This window comes from Xenorhabdus thailandensis (assembly GCF_037996785.1).
Lineage (GTDB): Bacteria > Pseudomonadota > Gammaproteobacteria > Enterobacterales > Enterobacteriaceae > Xenorhabdus > Xenorhabdus griffiniae.
Genome location: NZ_JBBMXF010000007.1, coordinates 633,974 through 654,444 on the forward strand (window position 1 = coordinate 633,974; position 20,471 = coordinate 654,444).

Annotated in this window: 14 protein-coding genes and 1 pseudogene; 5 read left to right on the forward strand and 10 right to left on the reverse strand. The window is 44.3% G+C overall.

The features are described from left to right. Nucleotides 1–138 precede the first annotated feature (138 nt). Entirely contained in the window at nucleotides 139–981 is an 843-nt protein-coding gene (locus AAC853_RS05520) for a 23S rRNA (adenine(2030)-N(6))-methyltransferase RlmJ (protein ID WP_338884102.1), read from the reverse strand. A 208-nt stretch (nucleotides 982–1,189) separates the two neighbouring features. Here AAC853_RS05520 and AAC853_RS05525 point away from each other — a divergent pair, with 208 nt between their 5' ends. Further along, on the forward strand, nucleotides 1,190–1,567 hold the full coding sequence (locus tag AAC853_RS05525; protein WP_338884101.1) for a DUF1090 family protein: 378 nt from the start codon (nucleotides 1,190–1,192) through the stop codon (nucleotides 1,565–1,567). 62 nt (nucleotides 1,568–1,629) lie between these two features. Here the strand turns inward: AAC853_RS05525 and AAC853_RS05530 are convergent, their stop codons facing one another. Further along, nucleotides 1,630–2,163, reverse strand: coding sequence for a hypothetical protein (locus AAC853_RS05530; protein ID WP_340613912.1), 534 nt, complete (start codon nucleotides 2,161–2,163; stop codon nucleotides 1,630–1,632). 1,266 nt (nucleotides 2,164–3,429) lie between these two features. On the opposite strand from AAC853_RS05530, the gene AAC853_RS05535 reads away from it, so the two are divergent. The 4 genes from AAC853_RS05535 (at nucleotide 3,430) to AAC853_RS05550 (ending at nucleotide 11,031) form a co-directional block, all read left to right on the forward strand. Then, nucleotides 3,430–5,100, forward strand: a complete 1,671-nt coding sequence (locus AAC853_RS05535) for a ShlB/FhaC/HecB family hemolysin secretion/activation protein (protein ID WP_340613913.1) — start codon at nucleotides 3,430–3,432, stop codon at nucleotides 5,098–5,100. Between the two features lie 107 nt (nucleotides 5,101–5,207). Beyond that, entirely contained in the window at nucleotides 5,208–9,644 is a 4,437-nt protein-coding gene (locus tag AAC853_RS05540; RefSeq protein ID WP_340613914.1) for a hemagglutinin repeat-containing protein, read from the forward strand. 123 nt (nucleotides 9,645–9,767) lie between these two features. Next, nucleotides 9,768–10,766, forward strand: a complete 999-nt coding sequence (gene yhjD / locus AAC853_RS05545; RefSeq protein WP_340613915.1) for an inner membrane protein YhjD — start codon at nucleotides 9,768–9,770, stop codon at nucleotides 10,764–10,766. Nucleotides 10,767–10,821: 55 nt separating this feature from the next. Then, the gene (locus AAC853_RS05550) at nucleotides 10,822–11,031 is read left to right on the forward strand and encodes a 2-hydroxymuconate tautomerase family protein (RefSeq protein WP_479715116.1); all 210 of its coding nucleotides are present in this window, start codon (nucleotides 10,822–10,824) and stop codon (nucleotides 11,029–11,031) included. Between the two features lie 261 nt (nucleotides 11,032–11,292). Here AAC853_RS05550 and AAC853_RS05555 read toward each other — a convergent pair whose 3' ends face one another. The 8 genes and pseudogenes from AAC853_RS05555 to AAC853_RS05590 all read right to left on the reverse strand — a co-directional run bounded on the left by AAC853_RS05555 (nucleotide 11,293) and on the right by AAC853_RS05590 (nucleotide 20,408). Next, on the reverse strand, nucleotides 11,293–12,288 hold the full coding sequence (locus AAC853_RS05555) for an aldo/keto reductase (RefSeq protein ID WP_340613916.1): 996 nt from the start codon (nucleotides 12,286–12,288) through the stop codon (nucleotides 11,293–11,295). A 108-nt stretch (nucleotides 12,289–12,396) separates the two neighbouring features. Beyond that, complete coding sequence (locus tag AAC853_RS05560; protein WP_340613917.1) at nucleotides 12,397–13,281, reverse strand: LysR substrate-binding domain-containing protein; 885 nt, start codon at nucleotides 13,279–13,281, stop codon at nucleotides 12,397–12,399. A 111-nt stretch (nucleotides 13,282–13,392) separates the two neighbouring features. Further along, nucleotides 13,393–14,556 (reverse strand): annotated as a pseudogene (locus tag AAC853_RS05565) (acetyl-CoA C-acyltransferase). A gap of 14 nt (nucleotides 14,557–14,570) precedes the next feature. Next, the gene (locus tag AAC853_RS05570; protein WP_340613918.1) at nucleotides 14,571–15,290 is read right to left on the reverse strand and encodes a dienelactone hydrolase family protein; all 720 of its coding nucleotides are present in this window, start codon (nucleotides 15,288–15,290) and stop codon (nucleotides 14,571–14,573) included. Nucleotides 15,291–15,719: 429 nt separating this feature from the next. Continuing rightward, nucleotides 15,720–16,196 carry a beta-ketoacyl-[acyl-carrier-protein] synthase family protein gene (locus AAC853_RS05575; RefSeq protein ID WP_340613919.1) on the reverse strand — a complete coding sequence of 159 codons (477 nt, stop codon included), beginning with the start codon at nucleotides 16,194–16,196 and terminating at the stop codon, nucleotides 15,720–15,722. Beyond that, on the reverse strand, nucleotides 16,186–16,503 hold the full coding sequence (locus tag AAC853_RS05580) for a hypothetical protein (protein WP_340613920.1): 318 nt from the start codon (nucleotides 16,501–16,503) through the stop codon (nucleotides 16,186–16,188). Before AAC853_RS05580 ends, AAC853_RS05575 begins: the two co-directional genes overlap by 11 nt. Nucleotides 16,504–16,560: 57 nt before the next feature. Then, on the reverse strand, nucleotides 16,561–17,715 hold the full coding sequence (locus tag AAC853_RS05585; protein ID WP_340613921.1) for an MFS transporter: 1,155 nt from the start codon (nucleotides 17,713–17,715) through the stop codon (nucleotides 16,561–16,563). A 548-nt stretch (nucleotides 17,716–18,263) separates the two neighbouring features. Next, nucleotides 18,264–20,408, reverse strand: coding sequence for a phosphocholine-specific phospholipase C (locus AAC853_RS05590; RefSeq protein WP_340613922.1), 2,145 nt, complete (start codon nucleotides 20,406–20,408; stop codon nucleotides 18,264–18,266). Nucleotides 20,409–20,471: the final 63 nt, after the last annotated feature.

The window sequence follows — 20,471 nt, forward strand, 5'->3', positions numbered from 1 at the left end:
TTGTGACAAAAAATTATCACTCACAGTGGACGATTCTAACTCTTATTGCCATAGGCCACGGCTATCGAGTGATATCGTGTCACAGTTTATTCAGACGTCATCAAACCTTTAATAACGACGCCACGCTGAACCTTTACCTTATTCAGGGACAATCCACTCTACTGATGTATGTCCTGTGCCTTCAGGAACTAATACCTGATGCAACCACGGTAACACGGCCTTCATCTGTTGTTCTAATTTCCACGGTGGATTAATGACGATCATACCTGATGCCGTCATACCCCGTTGATCACTGTCAGGGCGCACACCAAGTTCAATTTGTAAAATCTTACGAATACCCGTGGCTTCCAGTCCCTTTACCAAACGTTTAATCTGCTGACGCAGAACAACGGGATACCACAGAGCATAAGTACCTGTAGCAAAGCGCTTATACCCTTCCTGAATACCCTGAACAACATTCTGATAATCTGATTTCAATTCATAAGGTGGGTCGATCAGCACAAACCCACGACGACTTTTTGGTGGCAGTTTTGACTTCAACTGTTGGAAACCATCTTCCCGCATGACACGGGCACGTCTGTCGCGGGAAAATTCCGTACGTAACAGGGGAAAATCGCTGGGATGCAATTCACTCAGATTAAGCTCATCATGCTCCCGCAATAAGTGACGGGCAATCAGCGGAGAGCCTGGGTAATAACGTAAAGTGCCTTGTGGATTCAATGCTTTCACAACATCCATGTATGCAGCCAATTCTTCGGGGATATCATCACGCTGCCAAATACGGGCAATACCTTCCAGATACTCTCCCGTACGTTCGGCATGTTCTCCACTCAAATGATAGCGGCCTGCACCAGAGTGAGTATCCAGATACAGGAAAGGTTTTTCTTTTATTTTAAGCGACTCAATGATCAGGCTTTGTACTACGTGCTTTAACACATCAGCGTGGTTGCCGGCATGGAAGCAATGGCGATAACTTAACATTGGATTTAACCCCGAAAGCAAAATATTAATAACTTGCCTGATGCCCTACCAGACAACGAAAGAGGCATTATAGCCTTATTCTCAACAAAAAAGATAAAAGCTGCCTTATGCTCCCTCTTCGTTGTGGATCCAGAGGAATTTTCAGGATCAAAACAAAATCAGCGTATAAAATTCCAGATAAATAATCTCAAAATTTTAGGAATAGTTCATGATGTCGAAAACAGTGATTTCATCTGTATTGATCGTTTTCAGTATGAGTATTGCCTATGCAAACCAAGGTAAGGCAGGATGTGAGATAAAGAAAAAAACATTAGAAAAACAACTCCAATATGCTCAAGCAGATAAAGATGAGCGTCTGATAAAAGGATTAACTCGCACTTTGGAAAATATAAAGGCCACATGTGCCCTGGAAGAACTTCTGCAAGAACACAACAATAAGCCAGAAACCATAAAAGATAATGCACAAAATAATACGACAAGGAATTTAGCTGATAAAAACAATTCACCACAATTGAAACAGCCAAGTAGCAAAAGCCAGTCCCACATCACCCCTAAAAGCAACAAAATAGACATTAAGAAAAAATAGATAAAAAAGACAGGCCATGTAAAAGCCATGGCCTGCATACAATCCTGTATTTATCTTATGTTTTATAGCCCTCTCCCTCTAGTTTGCTGCGCATTGGAAGGAAAAATATTGTAATAGATTTTATCACTCATAAGCGGTTCATCTTCAATTTTCACGGAAAGAATGGAGTTATCTTTAGAAATAGCATAATGACTAAAATAATTCCCCTCTCTTTCATAAGGATAATGAAAGTTAGGCTTAATAAATTTTTTCATATAAGATTCATTAGGTGGATGATATTCATCTGAATAAATCACCTTCTGATCCCTGACAAAAATAATCTTATAAAAAAGGCTCGTTTCGTAATCAAACTTAGTTCCGATAATTTTTTCAATATCCTCTGGTGCTATGCCTTTGTCGATGATATACATTTTGTCCCAGTCAAAAGGAATAATCTTATTCATATCAATCAAGCAGGTTGTATTCTTCTGGCAATGCTTATCGGCGTAATCAATAATTCCTAATCTGCTGTTTCCAAAAGATAAAAATAAAATGATAACTCCCAGCATTAACGAGAAAATAATAATATTACTTTTGTCGACATTACGGAAAAACATCATTCCCCCCTTCATAATCAAATCTGATATGAGAAAACGGCCTTGGAATTTTCACCTCTAAAATCAAACAGCTAATATTATTACCCAATCAATACAGTTTCATTTCTGTCACTGTACCTTGCCTCATGACACTGATAAACACAGACAGAAACCTCCCCCTCTGCCTTTCCAACAGCAGACTGGTATTTTTTGGATTTTATAATATGTCATGAAGGTATATCTTGAATTGTGTAGACAACGCCACCTCACTTATTACTTAAAAACAAGCAATTGTTACACAATTGTTATTTAGTATCCTAAGTGCGGTTTACAAGATAAAAATTAATGTCTATCTCTTATTCTTAGCATCAACAGTATCATACAGGGACACTTTGGATGACTAAAAAGTATAGTAATTGTACCCATGTTTTTTTTGATTTCAAATAGAAAAACATGGTAATAAAATAATAAACTAGATAAATAGTTGCTAACGTGATTTTATGATTATTTTAGAGTGATTAGGTATATCCGATTTGTTACATCATGAAACAATCAGAAAAGGGAAAGAAACACTGGTAATTTATACATACCAATGTAATTTGACGTTCAATATATTTTTAAAATCAAAAATACGATAATAAACAAGCATAAAATGATTTTAAGTTTATTTTTTACATGAATTACCACCATATCATCACATGCATTTTGGCAACAACCATCTTAAAGTATTTCTTAAAATAGAATATTGATATTAACAACCTCCCTATAATATTTAAACCCAGTTTTATTTGTGGACACACTGACAATAATATCTGATGCATTAATTCTGTAAACTGCATCAGTATCAATAGCATCATAAATATAGAGAAAAACATCCATTATTCATCAGCATTACCTACCATTATAAAATGAAATAATTTAAATATTAATTATATATTTCCTTATACATTATAAGGATGAAAAAATAAAAAAGCACCATAAATTCAAACTGATACAAAAATAACACCTATGCAGATGAAATAAAAAGAGATAGAGATGGATATATTTAAACCAAAATTAAATTTCACTTAACTCTTAATATTGAGATGATACATAACCAAAATGAATCATAATAAATAACTAAGGTAAATTTATAAATTTAAGATGTAATTTTTAACAAAAAATAATTATCAATCAGAACAACATAAAATACTTTCTATGCTTTAATGCTTCATTAATAAACCAGGATGTTTAAACCTAACCCAACACGATACACTTCCCATCAACTATTGTCATTTGGGTATTACTATGATTAAAAGGACAATAATCTTCATCTTATTATGTTCTACATTTCAGGTAAGCGCATCCCCTGACGTGCTTAGTCCTGCTTTCCCTACAGATGAAGCAAGAAGAACTTTACAGGACAGTTCACGGGAAATAGACCAATTAATTGAAGAGCGTCGCCATCAAGGATTGATTAATCGCTCAAATAGCGTTTCACCACAAACGGTTTCACCCGTGGTGAAGGAAGCGCAGCCATGTTTGGCCATCAATGGGGTTTATCTGCAAGGCATTACCTTACTCTCTCCAGGAGATCTAAATACACTCAGTGCCCTGCCCGATAACTGTATCACCAGCAATGATATCAACAAGCTGTCAGCGGAAATCACCAACCTTTATATTGCTAAAGGTTACATTACGGCACGCGTTCAGTTTCTTCCCCTAAACCCCCATGATGAACTGGGGATCAATGTCGTTGAAGGTTTTGTCGAGGCGATAGAAGGAGGTGACCGCTGGGTTAATAGCCAAACACTATTCCCTCGTTTGACAAACAAACCACTCAACCTGAATAAGCTTGATCAAGGGCTAGATCAGGCAAATCGCCTGCAATCAAACAAAACGACACTCGATATTCTACCGGGTACTGTTAATGGTGGTTCTATCGTCAAGCTACATAATCAGCATTCTTCCCCATGGAGAATAACCACTACAACCGATAATTATGGACATAAAAGCACCGGAAAATGGATCACGCGACTCAATGCCAGTGTCGATAGCCCATTGGGATTATCTGACTTTGTTAGCCTCAACGGCGCCAGTACCGTCGATAAACCCAATACCCAATATAATCGCGCCTATACTCTGCTCTATTCGCTCGCCTATGGAGCTGTAACCTTGAGTGGATTTAACAGTTATTCCCAATACACTAGCCATCCCCGTTTACAGAGGAACTCGATCATACTGAACGGGAATTCACAACAAAAAGGCGTTCGTGCCGATTGGGTTTTTCATCGTAACCAGTCACAAATTAGCACATTAAACACCCAGTTTGTTTATAAGAATTACACTAACCATATCCAAGAAGCCGGGATTACTGTCAGTAGCCAGACATTGAGTGTCCTCGAACTGGGTATTAACCATTTACAAATTATCCCTTCAGGGTTGATCTCCCTCAATATGAGTATTGAACGGGGAATGCCGTGGTTTGGTGCCCAAACCACTAAAACCAGTCTGAATAAGCAATTTACCAAAGGGAAATTATCGGCAAATTTACAACAGCGTTTCACACTCTTGGCTGTGCCTTACCAATTTAGCAGTCAATTTTATGCCCAATACAGTAAAGATGGGCTACCGGGTGTTGAGTGGCTCAATGTAACTGACCGTAATGCAGTGCGAGGCTTCAGTAAAAATGTGTCATCGGCTGATAATGGCTGGTATTTAAGAAATACGCTTTCTCACTCAATCCCTATTGCCAATGGCTCACTTGCGTTACGCACCGGCGTGGATATCGGCCAGGTTAAAAGTTATCGCAGTCAGGACAGCTGGAAAAGCAGTGCCGGATTCAGTGCAGGTTTGACACTACGCTATCAGCAACTATTTGCAGATGTTGAGATCAGCCGAGGCAAATTACTTTCTCGCCCAAATAGGGATACGGATGAACCTATGCAACTGTTAACTCGCTTCTCTTACACTTTTTAATTTTTTGAACCATTTGATTTTTTAACCGCAGTCAGTTGTGGGGATTATTAGAACAATAATCCCTAGAGCGCTGCACATGGCAATAAAGATGCAAATAAGGAAATTATATGAAAAGTAAAAAATTTAAACTGTCTCCAACGGGAAAACTTGCCGCCTCTATGGCAATTATTCTGGCAACCTGTTCAGTCAGTTTTGCCAATGATATTACACCTGGTGGCGATGCCGCACACAGCCCAGATGTTATGCAAGCGGATACCGGCGCAACAGTGGTCAATATCGTTGCACCTTCCGAATCAGGGTTATCACATAACCAATACCAAGACTTTAACGTCAATCAAATGGGGGCGGTGTTCAATAACTCCCTGGAGAATGGAACATCACAATTGGCAGGTGAATTATCTGCCAACAGCAACCTCAATGGACAAGTTGCCAGTGTGATCTTAAATGAGGTTATTAGCCGTAATCCTTCGCTTTTGCTCGGCGAACAGGAAGTATTTGGTATCGCTGCCGATTATGTGCTGGCAAACCCTAACGGTATCACTTGTAACGGCTGTGGTTTTATCAATACCAATCAGGCGTCATTGGTTGTCGGTAATCCGCTGGTAGAAAATGGGATCCTGCAAGGCTTCAATACGTTTGATAATTTGAACGCCCTGAATATCAGAAACAATGGCTTATCCCATAATGATGTACTGAATCTGATCGCCCCTAAAATTGACATCAATGGCCAGGTGATCACCGCAAAAAACCTCAATCTCACGACGGGGAATAACAAAATTTCGGCTGATGGCCAAATCTTGGATACCCAGCAAGCCAATATCAATGCACTCGACAGCTATTATTTGGGCAGTATGCGGGCAGGACGCATTCGCCTGCTGAATACGGCGGAAGGAAGCGGAGTTAATTTAAAAGGCCAAGTCACCGCCAATGATGGCATTGAAGTTGAATCCTACGGTGATGTGAAATTGGAAGCTGCAGATCTAAAAGGCGGGGATATTACCTTGCGCGGCAATAATGTGCTGTCCCAAGGACGCCTGAGTCAATCTTCATCAGACAAAATGGGCAGCGATAATCACGATAGCACTTTTAGTGGCATTTATACCGAACAAAAGCAAATCAGTGAATCTGTCGCCCGTACCCAATTGGCAGGCAAGAACATCACGCTGGTGGCCAAACAAGACAACCAAGTGATGGCAACTGATATTGAAGGGGATAATGTCCAACTAGCTGGTACCAATCTGAAACTCAATGGGCAACAGCTTCACCAATTTGCCCGTAACACGAATAATCAACGGAAATTATCTTGGAAGTATGATGTCACCAATGAGAGTGAAAAATACGAGTACGAAGGCAATACCATCAATGCTCGTGAAAATGTCCATTTAGCCAGTGAAGACAATACCGAAATTCTTGGCAGTAAGATCAAAGCGGGCAATCAGTTGTCTGTATCAGCCCGGAAAGATGTGAAGCTAGCAAGTTTGGTGGAATCAGAAATAACTTCACAGAAGGGATACAAAAAGAACCATAGTGCATCATTGCAAACGGGTAATTGGAATGAGGTCAATACCACCCAAAGAAGTACCGGCAATGAATTAAGCGCAGGCGGGATCTTAGGTATCAACGCGAAAGGAAATATTGATATCATCGGAACCCGGATTAACTCAGGCAAGAACCTGATTATTATTGCGGATCAGCAAACTAACATTACTGTCCAATCCCTCATTGATGATCAAATCCTTACCAAGGATAAAACCTATTGGGGCGGGATTGCCGGTGGCAGCAAAAAAGATAACCGCGATAAATCAGAAACCCATCATATTTCCGAAGTAACGTCTGGCGAGCACTTACTGCTGACTGGAGCAAATGGTGTCACCATTACAGGCAGTAAAGTTAAAGCGCAAAACGGTGCTTATGTTGAAGCCAATGACGGACAGTTAACTATCGATAATGCAGTCAGCCATACTTTTAAAGATGTGGATGAAAGAAAAGGCACCATTTTCAACATCACCAAAAATACTAACCAAGAACACAACCAGCAGCAAAAATCTTCCGGTAGTCAATTGGTTTCTGATGCAGAACTGAAATTACTCAGTAATAAAGACATTAATGTTATTGGCAGTCTGGCAAAAAGTGCCGGAGAGCTGCAAATGAATACATCAGGCAATATCAATATCCTAAATTATGGTGAGAAAAATCAGGATCAACAGGAAAAAACCAACCTTGACTGGCAATACTACGCCAAGGATGTGAAAGATAACCAATACCGTGCAGGTGTCGGTTTTGAACACACCACCGATAAACAGAAAGATGAAGGCATAACGCAACGCCCATCAGAACTAAATGGTGGCAACCTCACCGTAAATGCCGGCCAAAATGTTACCGTGACCGGCTCTAAGTTGGTCACCACACAAGGCGATGCGAAAATTACCGGAAATAACATTGCGTTGCTGGCTGGCGAAAATAGCACATCAACCTCAACCTCACAGGAAAAATTGAGCAGCAGTGTGTTTGTCACTGGCGGTATGGACAAACTCGGTAGTGGTGTTGAAGGAACTTACAACAGCAATGGAAAATCCGACAGCCGAACAACGGCAGAAGTCACCAAAACTCAGGTGACTGGCAACCTTGAGCTGAATGCAATGGGTGAGTTGAAGCAGCAGGGTACGGATCATCAAGTGCAAGGTTCCTATCAGGCTAATGCCGGCAGCATTAAAAATGTGGCAACAGCCAATACTGAATCCACCTCAACCAGTCAATTACAGGTAGGTGGTGAGATCAGTGGGACTGCCGATTACAGCGCAACGACCCGTCCTGTAGAAAAAACCGTCAAGGCTGCCGCAGATAAGAAACTGGATACTTCCATCACAAATACGGGTTTGCCTAATGCCGGTATTGAACTGGCGCTAAATGGTAACAGCCGTTACACCAATAACCATCAATCCAATGCTGTGGTGACTAACATCAAGGCAGGAGATGTCAAAGTCACAACGAACGGTGACATTTATGACCAAGGGACACAGTACCAAGCCAACAAAGATGGTGTCTCGCTGACCGCAGGCAGCCATACCAGTGAAGCGGCAGCTAACAGCCAAAACGCCCATACCGCTGACACGACTGGCAATGCCAGCTTACGTGTCTATACCACAACCGGTGCAGATCTCTCCGTTAATGGCAAAGGCAGTGGTAGCTATCAGGAAACATCCAACAGCACTACCAGCGCAGTGACCAGCAACATTAACGCCCAAAATGGCGTTAATGTTCAGGTGACTAGAGATGCGCGCTACCAAGGCACTTCAATCAATGCGGGTAAAGGTTCAGCCAGCGTGAATACAGGTGGAAATATTCAATTCAATCAGGCCACCAACCACAATGAGAAACAAGGCAGTGGTTACAATGGGGAACTTTCTCTGACCGTGGGCACCAACCCTGATGGCAAAAATTTCAGTGGTAGCCTTGGTGGCGGTTATAACACCGACAATCAGAACAATACTACCGCTCAAACCAGCAATATCGCTGGTGGACAAGGCGTAAATCTGAATGCAGGTAATAACCTGACATTACAAGGTGCCAACGTTTCCAGCAAACAGGTAGATTTAACCGCACAGCGTGGGAAAATCGAACTGACTTCAGCCCAGGAGACTGCCAATGCCAATGGTTGGAATGTCGGTGCTAAAGCTAAAGGTGGCATGTCTTCTACTGCCCGCAAAGAAGGAGGTGATGGTGCGACAGGTGATGCTTCAACAACCGATCCGGCCAACAGGATCATCGATAGCAAATATAATATTGGCGGTGAAGTGAAATTTGGCGTCAATAACTTGGCACAAACCACGCACCATAACGCACAGGTTTCCGGTGGCAATGTCAGCCTGACCAGTGCGGGAGATACCTCACTTAAAGGTGCAAATGTGGATGCTAATCAGATCACGGGCAAAGTTGGTGGCAACTTTAATGCCGAAAGCCGCAAGGACAGCACCCATAGCCTGAATGTGGGTCTGGATGCTGGCTTGAGTTATAGCAAAACCGTCAAAGGAGATGCCGCTTCTAAACAGGCTGTTCCTAACGCAGCGGAAAACATTCCAGAAAACACGACAACTGCCACAACGGAAACTGCGGCGGCCGACGACGCTAAAACCGGAGATAAAGCCCCAAGTTTGACAGACCAGTTGAAAGCGGCGTTCAAGGGCTACAATGGCAAACTCAAAGGCAATTACGATACTCTCGATCGAGAAGCGGTAGATAAACAAACAACCTTGACGGGCACCCAAGAGGTTAATCTGGATGTTTCTGGAACAACTTATTTAGTGGGCAGCAAAATTGATAGCGCACAAGGTGCTGTCTCGCTGAATACCCAGCAAATTAACCAACAATCTGTCACTGGATACGATAAAGGCAAAAACCTAGGTATTAATGTACCAGGTTCCCTCACCAGTCTGGCAACCTCCGCACAAAAAGATATTTTTTCCGGTAAAGTGCCTTTTGTGAAAAATGAGAGCCACGATACTGAACTGCCAACTGTTTACAGTGAAGTTAAGGGTCATCAATGAGATTAATCGATTGATCTTCTGTACGGTAGCCAATATACGGCTACCGTATTCCTTCACCAGTTGCCTTTTCTATTTTGCCTGTTACTCTTTTTTCGCATACATATTTTTTCGCTAGAGGATGTAATGCCAGATAACCATGAAAAAAGGGAACAACTCAATACAGGGAAGGATCTTACACCATTAGAGAAGGGGCTATATGGCAGTAGAAAAGCGCTTTCCGTCACCATCCGTATTGGCAATACTATCCGCCGTATTCCTTTTATCGCCCACTTTATTAGGGCGGCACAACGTTTTAACGACCGCATGGGTAGCCAATTTGGGGCTGCCATTACCTATTTTTCGTTTCTATCCTTAATCCCAATTCTGATGCTCTCTTTTGCCATCGCCGGTTTTGTGTTGGCCTCCAATCCTGACCTGCTGGCACGTTTGATTAATGGCATCGCTAATAGCATCAGTGATCCCGATCTCGCCAACACCCTGAAAAACAGCGTAGACACGGCAATCAACCAAAGAACAACCGTGGGACTAACAGGCTTGGCAATCGCCCTTTATTCAGGGATGAACTGGGTTGGTAATTTACGCGAGGCAATACTCGCCCAATCCAGGGATGTCTGGGAACGCAATCATGAAGATAAGGAGAAAATTTACTTTCAATATATTCGCGACTTTTTCTCTTTATTTGGCCTGCTATTTGCGTTGGTCATCACCCTTTCACTGACTTCCATAGCAGGCTCCGCCCAAGCCACTATCGTCCACGCCCTCGGACTGGAAGGGATAGAATGGCTCCGGCCGGCATGGACATCAATTGGTATGACGATTTCCATTTCATCCAATTATTTGTTATTCCTTTGGATATTATGGATCTTGCCGCGTCATCGCCCTGAAAGAAAAGCGCTGTTTAAAGGCACACTCATGGCCGCCATTGGATTTGAAGTGATTAAATCTATTATGACCATGATGTTGCCCCGCCTTGCCAGCTCCCCTTCGGGTGCTGCTTTTGGTTCGGTGATTGGTTTAATGGCATTTTTCTATTTTTTCGCCCGTTTGACGCTGTTCTGCGCTGCCTGGATCGCCACTGCGGAAGAAAAGAAGCCAGATAAACATCCATATCTCAATCAATAAGACTGTTTTTTTGCTGTACCCACTATCTATAACAAACCCAAAAAGGAGTCATTTTATGCCATTTGTGAACATCAAAATTACCCGCGAAGGCGCCACCGCTGAGCAGAAAAAACAACTGATTGAAGGTGCAACCCAATTGCTGGTGGATGTACTTGGGAAAAACCCGGCAACAACCTTTGTCATCATTGATGAAGTCGAAACAGATAACTGGGGTATCGGCGGTAAAAACGTGACTGAGTTACGGGCTGCCGCGAAGAAGAAATAAGTTAACGGGTTCAAAAACATTAATTATTTAAATCAGGGAGGGTTAACCCTCCCTGTTATCCGGACTTGAACTATTATTGCCCCCAATGAGTTCGTGGAGGGATTGGATTTGGGGGAACGGAAATTTCGGCAGATCAGCCGCGAGTGTTACATACAGTTCTGTGGGAGCGTAAGTGGGCGGTTATGCAATGCCCGACGAGTGGTCTGGAATGGAGATCGGAAACCCCAACTGGAGAATGGATTTCCGGCTCTCAACTGCGGTTTATTTCTGCGCCATAGCCTCGAAGACAGCAGGATATCGACTACCCGATATGTTCTCGGGAGTAAAAGTTGCCTCCAACTGCCTGAGCTCCCCCATAGTCAGTACGAGATCGACAGCTGCGACATTCTGTTCCAGATGCACAATGCGCTTCGCCCCCGGGATCGGTACAATGTCGTTCCCTTGAGCCAGCACCCAAGCGAGGGCAACTTGAGCAGCGGTAGCCCCCTTTGCCGCTGCGATTTCCTCAATCACCGTAACCAGCCGCCGATTTGCCTCAACATGGCCGGGTTGGAAGCGTGGCAAGTTGTGACGGAAATCTCCCGACTCCAATTCGGCCGTGATGGGTACTTTTCCGGTCAAAAAGCCACGCCCCAAGGGGCTGAATGGTACGAAGGTAATACCTAGTTCGCGGCAAGCTTTAAGAACGCCATTCGTTTCAATATCACGGGTCCAGAGAGAATATTCACTCTGCAGGGCAGCGATAGGATGAATGGCATGAGCACGGCGCAGAGTCTGGGCTGATACTTCGGAAAGGCCAATCATGCGAACCTTACCCTCCGTCACTAAATCAGCCATAGCGCCGACACTATCCTCGATTGGTACTGCCGGATCCACTCTGTGCAAGTAAAACAGGTCGATCACATCCGTTTGAAGCCGCTTCAGCGAGGCCTCTACTACCGCCCGAGCGTTCTCTGGTCTGCCATCCGTTCCAGTGATCTCACCGAAATCAGTTCGGTTGAGGTTGTAGGTGAAGCCGAACTTCGTCGCAATCACCACACGGTTGCGATATGTTTTGAGTGCCTTTCCTAGAAGAATTTCGTTGCGGTGAGAACCATAGACTTCAGCGGTGTCGAAAAAGGTCACACCGAGATCGACCGCCCGGTGCAACGTCCGAATCGAGGACGCTTCATCCTGTATACCATACGCCTGGCTCAGCCCCATGCATCCAAGACCTATGGCCGAAATATCGACTTTCCCAAGTTTACGATGATCCATAAAATGTATCTCTTTGAAATTGGTTGAAGTGAATTCTGCTTAAATGAAGCGAATAAAGTTGATAATGAATCCCTTGTCGCACGAAAAATCCATTACCCCTTATTATGTTTAGATTTTCCAATGATCGAGTCCAAAATTTATAATGGCTTTCATTTTGGCTGTTGCAAACTTATCTTGCCTATAGACCATGTTAACCGGTTTACTGGCCAGATTTTCATCTGGAAATAATCTTATAAGTGCACCAGATTCGAAGTCCTGCTTAAGTAACACTTCAGGCTGCATGATAATACCTGCACCTGAAAGTGCCGCTTGGCGTAATGCTTCGCCGTGGTTAATGCTGAGACTGTCATGAACCGGAACATTGAGGTCTCCGTTTTCTGTCAGAAAATGCCAATGCCTTCGTGATTTTTTTAGCTGAAAACCGATGCAATCGTGGGCGACAAGGCTTTCCGGCGTGGTAGGGATACCTTTTTCATTCAAGTATGACGGAGCTGCACCGGTAGCCATCCGATACGTTCCTAATGGCCGTGCAATTAGGGAGGAGTCTTTGAGCACACCAATGCGTATTGCAAGTTCTACCTCATCAGCGACAAGATCCATAACCGAATCGGTTAAAAACAAGTCAACATCTACTCCGGGATAAAGTTTTCTGAATTTACCTAACGACGGCGAAATTATCCTTATACCAAACGTGGTGGGCGCGGTAAGTCGCAGCAGGCCTGTTGCTTCTCTATTCATCTGGGTGATGGTTTGCTGAGTCTCATCGATCATCCCTAACACCTGGACACAGTGCTGATAAAATAATTTCCCTGCTTCAGTCAGTCCGGTCTGGCGAGTAGTTCTTTTCAGTAATTTGACACTAAATTGCTTTTCCAATTCTCTGATGTATAAACCGACCATTTGGGGAGTTAACTCTGAGCAAGTTGCTGCGGCAGTCATACTACCTTTTTCAACCACATCTACATATATCTTCATACTTTTAAGCAAATCCACAGATGTATTACCTCAAAATGGCCAGTGTCTTAACCCGGAGTCCAACAATACTAAAATTTTCAGAAACAATTAAGAAAAAATTACCTTATAAAGCAGAAAGAAATAGCGCCTTTACGTGACTGCTCCCTCTCCGCCACCAATACAAAGCCCTGCTATACCTTTATGGAGGTTGTTCCTCACCATATGGTGAAGAAGCGTTACTAGAATACGGCTGCCTGATGCACCGATAGGATGACCCAATGCAACAGCCCCGCCTAACGGGTTTACACGTTCCACAGGAATTGGGATCTGTGAGAGTATTGCAAGAGCCTGTGCTGAAAATGCCTCATTGCATCAATTTCTTCGTATTGCCAATGCAATCGGGTGATACAGTTATTAATGGCAGCAATAGGTGCTATGCCCATTATTCCTGGCTCTATACCTGTATTTGAAAATGTTTCGAATGAAGCCAATGGCTGGATGCCCAATTCACGGGCTTTATCTGCGCTGCAGAGCAGAACCGCAGCAGCGCCATCATTAAGAGATGAGGCATTTCCGACAGTGGCCGTTCCATTTATATCAAAGACCGATTTTAATTTTCCAAGTTTGGTAACCGACATATCCCGCGGGTTTTCATCTGCCTTTACCGTAATCTGATTGCCTTTACGGTCAGTATAATTGACCTCTACCATTTCTGATGCGAAAAGGTTTTTATCTGTTGCAGTGACAGCTCGTCGATGAGATTCTGCTGCATAAGCATCCTGCTCAGTTCTTGTCAGGTTAAACTTTTTCGCAACGTTTTCTGCTGTAACCCCCATATGGAAATTATTAAAGGCGTCCCAGAGGCCGTCGTGTACAAGTGAATCTCTTACATCTGTATGCCCCAGCCTTGCCCCCTCTCGCATTGTGGTTAACACATACGGGGCGCGGGTCATGTTTTCGGCCGCCAGCTATAACGAATTCTGCTTCACCGCACCGGATAGCCTGTACACCCAAATGCACCGCTTTGAGACTAGAGCCGCATACTTTGTTAATAGTTAGTGCCTGAACACCAACATCGAGTCCAGCCAGCAAAGCAGCTTGACGTGCGGGATTCTGTCCACAACCTGCAGTCAATACCTGTCACATGATGACCTGATCTATTATCCCGGATGGTAGCCCGGTTTCGCTCAGAAGTGCTTTTATGACAAAACTTCCTAGTTCACTTGCAGAAAATGAAGCCAAGGCACCCTGAAATGCACCAATAGGGGTGTGGCGTACTGCTATAATTACCACATCTTCCCTATTTACCATCATGTTGGGTTTTGAAACTATGATTTAGTTTTTTCAGTCAATAATCTTTCCGACATTATTTTTAAAGCGAGAACCGCTTCCTCATCGGCTTTTTTGTTATAACCCATATAGGGATTGCCTACTGGTATGTCATTGCGGGTAAAACTGTGTTTTGCTCCACCCAAAAAGTACACGGACCAGTCAGCGTTAATTCGGCGCATTTCACCCATAAATAAGTTCAGAGAAGTGTCCGTAATAAACGGATCTTCTGCGCCATGTAACATAAGGAATGCAGGCTTTTTTCCCAAGCCAGTAGCGGGCTGTCTCGAATCGGGTTGTCCGTGGACGGAAACAACACCAGTTGCGGGAAGTTCAGCACGACCAAATTCAAATGCGAGTGATCCGCCAAAGCAAAATCCGACAATAAACAAAGGTCCGATGCTGTACCAGTGAGTCTCCAAGGAAAAGAAGATGTTTTTCAGTAGCTCCCGTGTATCAAATGGGTTATCTAGAGACTGAGTTATTACCCGATCAGCCTGGTCATCAGATCTAGGACGCCTATCTTTACCATAAACGTCAGTCAGGATGACTTCTGCATCACAACTGCTCGCATAATATTCTGCCAGCCTGCGAGCAGACACAGTTTCACACCCTTGCCAGTCTGGAAACATAAGGATTCTTATTTTTCCCTTTGATTTTACATGATATGCAAGATAGTCATTACTTCCAGCGGAATATAAAAGCTCAACACGTTCCATATTTACCTCAATTACGTGTTTAATAAATAACACTTAACTGTTTATTTTCTAGAATAGAATATTCTTTGATCTCAATAACCATGACCGTGAGTGTAAAACCTGCACCTGCGCCAATTAATAGAACAGTACTAGTATTATTTTTTTTCAGTAGTTGCTGATAAATGTTTTGCAAGCCCTAGGAATTGATCGCCCGCTCCCGTATGCCCGGTTCGTAGGCCGAATTCTCTCATTGTTGATAGCCCCAGATGCCCAAATGCGGGGACATATAAATTATCAACAATACTTTTTCCGACAAATGGACCACTACGGAATGACTATCGGGTTCTGCAAAACCTGCATGACCGAGCCGATTAAGAGCTAGCGATATAGCTTTTCTCATATGCAGGAAAAAAGTGTCCCGTCCGTGTATTTCCATCCATTTTTTTGTAATTAGCGAATATATCCAAAACCCTGTGATTTGCTCAGAATGACTCCAACGGCTGCATCACCATAAAGAACACCGGCATCAGAGGACCATCGGTTAAACGATGACTGAGAAAACTGATCAGAACAGACAATCAATGCCTGTCCATCAGACGAAAGCATTTTTGACGCCGTCAATACTGCAATTACCAGGCTGTTACATCCCTGCGTGATAGACATGGCTAAGGCATCTTGTGCCTTAAGCTCTTTCTGTAAATAGGATGCAGGCGCCCAGAAACCACCGACACCGTTATCATGAACAGATGAATAGCTAAGAAAGCTGAGCTTTGATGGCACTGTCTTGCTCATTTCAATAGCGGCTTCGGAGACCTGACGTGCCATTTCTATGGCTGATGCTTCGGATACTGCGAGCCCGGAATATCCGTCCTTATCGGCACGTTCCAAGGAATAATGTCCGTGCGCAATTGCGTTTTCAACAGGCATCCCTCCATAAGAGTAACCAACCAACAAAATTGGCTCGGTTTCTCTGTCGAAAAACCTGTTGTATTGCTCTGATATCATTTGTATGGAAATCCACTGGGAGCTGGACGGCTACCGATTTATATACTGCCTGGAGATCTATTATCATATCCTGCCCGATAGAAGCGTCAACAAAAGCACCATGCACGAGCACCATATTATTAAGCTTACCGGCAGGTATAATTTTTGCGTCTGCGGCATGACTATAAGAGGCAATCGATAACAACAAAAAACAAAGCGATTTTTTTAAGCGAATTACAGGCGGATTCATGACTGTCTTTCCTTATCCTAGTAAAAAAATAGCAAGCTCGATACTTCTGGATAACATTTAATGAGAGATTTTTACCGGTAGTCCTGCTTTTGCCAGAAAAGCAAATACCAGACCAATTGCGGTGACACCAGCAGCGACCATAGGGAGTTCAGCGACTTTCATTCCATGCTCGAGAACGTAACCCCCTAACCATGCTCCTCCAGCATTGCCAAGGTTGAACGCAGCAATATTGAATGAGGAACCCATGACAGGGGCATCACTAGTGGCCTGCATAGCCTGTACCTGTAATGGAGGAATGGCGGAGAACATTGCAGCCCCAAACAAGAAAATCAGAATTCCTGTTATCACCTTGAAGCTTGCCAGGAGGCCAAGTGCGATCAGTACTATGAATAGAACCACTAGTGTGATGAGAATACCCAGACGGAGACTGTGATCGGTAAGGCGTGCGCCAAGAGGGTTACCGATAACCATACCTACACCAAAGATGAACAGAAGCCATGACACAGCTGTCTCTGGAAATCCTGTCACCTGTGTCAGGAGAGGACCGAGATAGGTCAGTGCGGTAAAAATCCCGCTGAACCCCAGAATGGTAATGAGAAGAGCTTTGAGCGCTCGCGGTTGCAGAAGAATACCGAATTCACGCGCAATATTTTTAGGCCTTTCGCTTTTCACATCCGGTACGAGCACAGCAATAGAAAGACCTGAGATGACGCCGATGACCGAGCATGCTATGAATGTGCTACGCCAGCCAAAATATTCGCCAATCACCGTACCGATAGGCGCACCAAATACGTTTGCTAGCGTTGCTCCCAAGAACATTGCCGCAATTGCACTGGCTTGCTTTCCTTCAGGTACAAGTTGCGTGGCAACAACGGCTCCTAGCCCAAAGAAGGATGCCTGAACAAGTGCTGCAATCACCCTAGCCGCCATCAGGAAATCATAACTGGTCGCAACTGCACAGGCGATATTACCAAGGACATAAAGTGCCATTAAGACAATCAGCGCTTTTTTACGTTTAAACCGCACCATCAGTGGAGTGAGAATGGGAGCACCAATGACGACCCCCATTGCATAGGCGGTGACAAGCATGCCGGCTGAAGAAATAGAAATGGATAAGTCGTTGCTTATATTAAGTAAAAGCCCGACGATGACAAACTCTGTAGTGCATATTGCAAAAGCACCTATTGCAAGCGCATAAACCGCTATCGGCATGATTATGTCCTTATTTGTAACTAATCATTAAGTCTGAGTAAAGATATTTGTAAAGTGTGGAACAAGTCTCATACAGAAATAAAAATACTTAAATGGAATTAAATTTTAATGATTAGAAAATCCTACTTTCTAATCGATTCGGAGAGGATTTAACGAACTTTTCTTTGACGATGTGTATTAAGGGATTGGTGCTCACCGATACGGAAATTTACGCGAGGCGATACTCACCCAACCTCGGGATGTTTGAGAACGCCATGATCATTGATGAAGTAGCAACAAATAATTGCGATATTATTTATTGTTTTAATTAAGAATCAATTGCGCACAAAGACTTAAATATAAAAACATTACAGATATAATTTAAGAGTATCGATTAGATATATACGCATTAAACTTCAAGTCGCAATTTACAACACGATATGAAGCCTTATTTCTCCCCGCTTAGCGGGGAGAAATCACACGCATGCAAACCGATACCAGTCAGCTTAAATCAATTTAATCATTTAATTCAGGGCGGGTTAACCGCCCTGTTATTCCGCACAGTTACCTTACGCTTTTCCCATCAACGGATCGCTGATGCTGTGCTCACCGTTTTCCAGTCTGCCGGCCAAGCGACGATGCCATCCTTTCGGCCCCGCCAGCGAAATATCGTACCAGCCACCACTGGTGTGGGTGCCAAAAATCTGGCTGTGACAGCTTCCTGCTGGCATTTTAATGTGCCACGGTCCCTGCAATGTATAAGGGCAGCGTTTTATGATGATCTCTACCGTTTTGTCACCCGGATTGTGCAGTTCCAGTTGCAGGCAAGTATCATTCATGATTTGACTCACTTCTGGCTGCCGCTGTGTCAGTGAACCACTCAGTGCACGGTGAAAACCGTTGGGTCCTAGCAACCAGAGATCATAGTTATCTGCCGCCTGCCAGTCATCACTGAGCGATTTACCGGCTTCAACGGTATAACGCCGCGGGATATCACCCAGATGTAGCTTATCGTAAACATGGAATACCACACCCTGTTCGCCCGTGTTGTGAAAGCTCAGGGTCAGTAACCCCTTGTCAGGGTAAGCCGAGACTTCAACATTAAGCCGATAAGGTAACGCACGGGACGGGCGACTCTGTCGCTGTTGATACGGCAACTGCTGCTTTCCAACCTCCGGTAACGGCACCGGTGGTAACGCATCCTGGCTCAGACGCAGGTTGTCTGCTTTCCGTCGCGTGATGGCAGGCAAACGGGGTACTTCATTGTTGGGATTGGCAAAGTTGAATGCTGAAGTGAGATCACCGCACACTGCACGCCGCCAGGCGCTGATATTCGGCTCGCGTACCCGGAAGCGTTTTTCCAAAAACTGTAGAACTGAGGTGTGGTCGAATACCTGTGAATTAACCCAACCTCCACGACTCCAGGGTGACAAGATCAGCATCGGTACTCTCGGCCCAGGACCATAAATGCGCCCGTCTGGTGGTGGCTGCTGATGCGATCCCTCTGGGGCTACGTGTTGGAAAATTTCAGTGTCGAAGGGTAGCGTGGACTTGCCAGCGAAACTACCATCTTTCCGTAGCGACGGTGCGGAGGGTGAAGGCATGTGGTCAAAAAAACCATCATTCTCATCGAAATTCACCAGCAATACCGTCTTGCTCCACACCTGCGGGTCATCTGTCAGCGCATTGAGGATCTCCTGAATAAACCAGCCCCCCTGCACAGGGCAGGAAGGCGATGGATGCTCACAATAGACTGCCGGTGCGACGATCCAGCTTACCTGCGGCAATCTGCCCTTTTTCACCTCGGCGCGAAATCCAGCCAGTATCATCTCCAGATCGTTACCACTGACAGCTGGCAGAGTATTACCGTTGCCCTTATACAATGGAATTTTTTCGTTAAGTTCATCACTGTAAGGTACAAAGTCATGGAAACCTTCCGGCGGTTGTGCCGGATTACCGGCCGCGACGCTGGCGGCACGGTACTGGCGGAAACCAGCCAGCGGGTTATCACCGTAGTTGTCCGGCAGGTATTGATAAATTTTCCAGCTAATGCCGTTCTCCTCCAGTCGTTCTGGGTAGGTTTTCCATGTATATCCTTCCTCTGGAAGACCGGGAGAATCCCATTCGTTGACCACTGCGGCAACGTTAGCGGCACTGGGACCGTTGGTGCCGGTCCAGAGAAACAAACGATTGGGATCGGTACCGGCATGGATCGAACAATGGTATGCGTCACACAAGGTGAAGGCATTAGCCAAAGCAAACTGGTACGGCAACTCAGCCTGGCAGTAATAACCCATTGAGCGTGTCGTTTTATAGGTTGGCCAAGCACTCATACAGCCATTATCCCAAGCGGAGTGTGCATCATTCCAGGAATGAGGCGTACCTTTAACCCGCTGTGCATTACCGCGTCGGCTATCTAAATGATAAGGCAAGACCAGCCGCCCAACTCCCTGCTGCTGCCAAATGTTGCGCCCACCGGAGAGTGGAATGGTGATACGGTCGCTAAAACCGCGTACGCCAGGTAACGTGCCGAAATAATGGTCGAAGGAGCGGTTTTCCTGCATCAGGATCACCACATGTTCTACATCATCAATAGTTCCGGTACGGTTATTGGCGGGTATGGCTAGCGCCTTGCGAATCGAAGCGGGCAGTAATGAACTCGCAGCTCCGATCGCAGCTGCTTGTAATATTTTTCTGCGTGAAAAGTCGGGCATAAGTTTTTAACCTCCTGAGACGAGTTCTGCAAAGAGTCTCGAGGGTAATGCCCAAATATTACT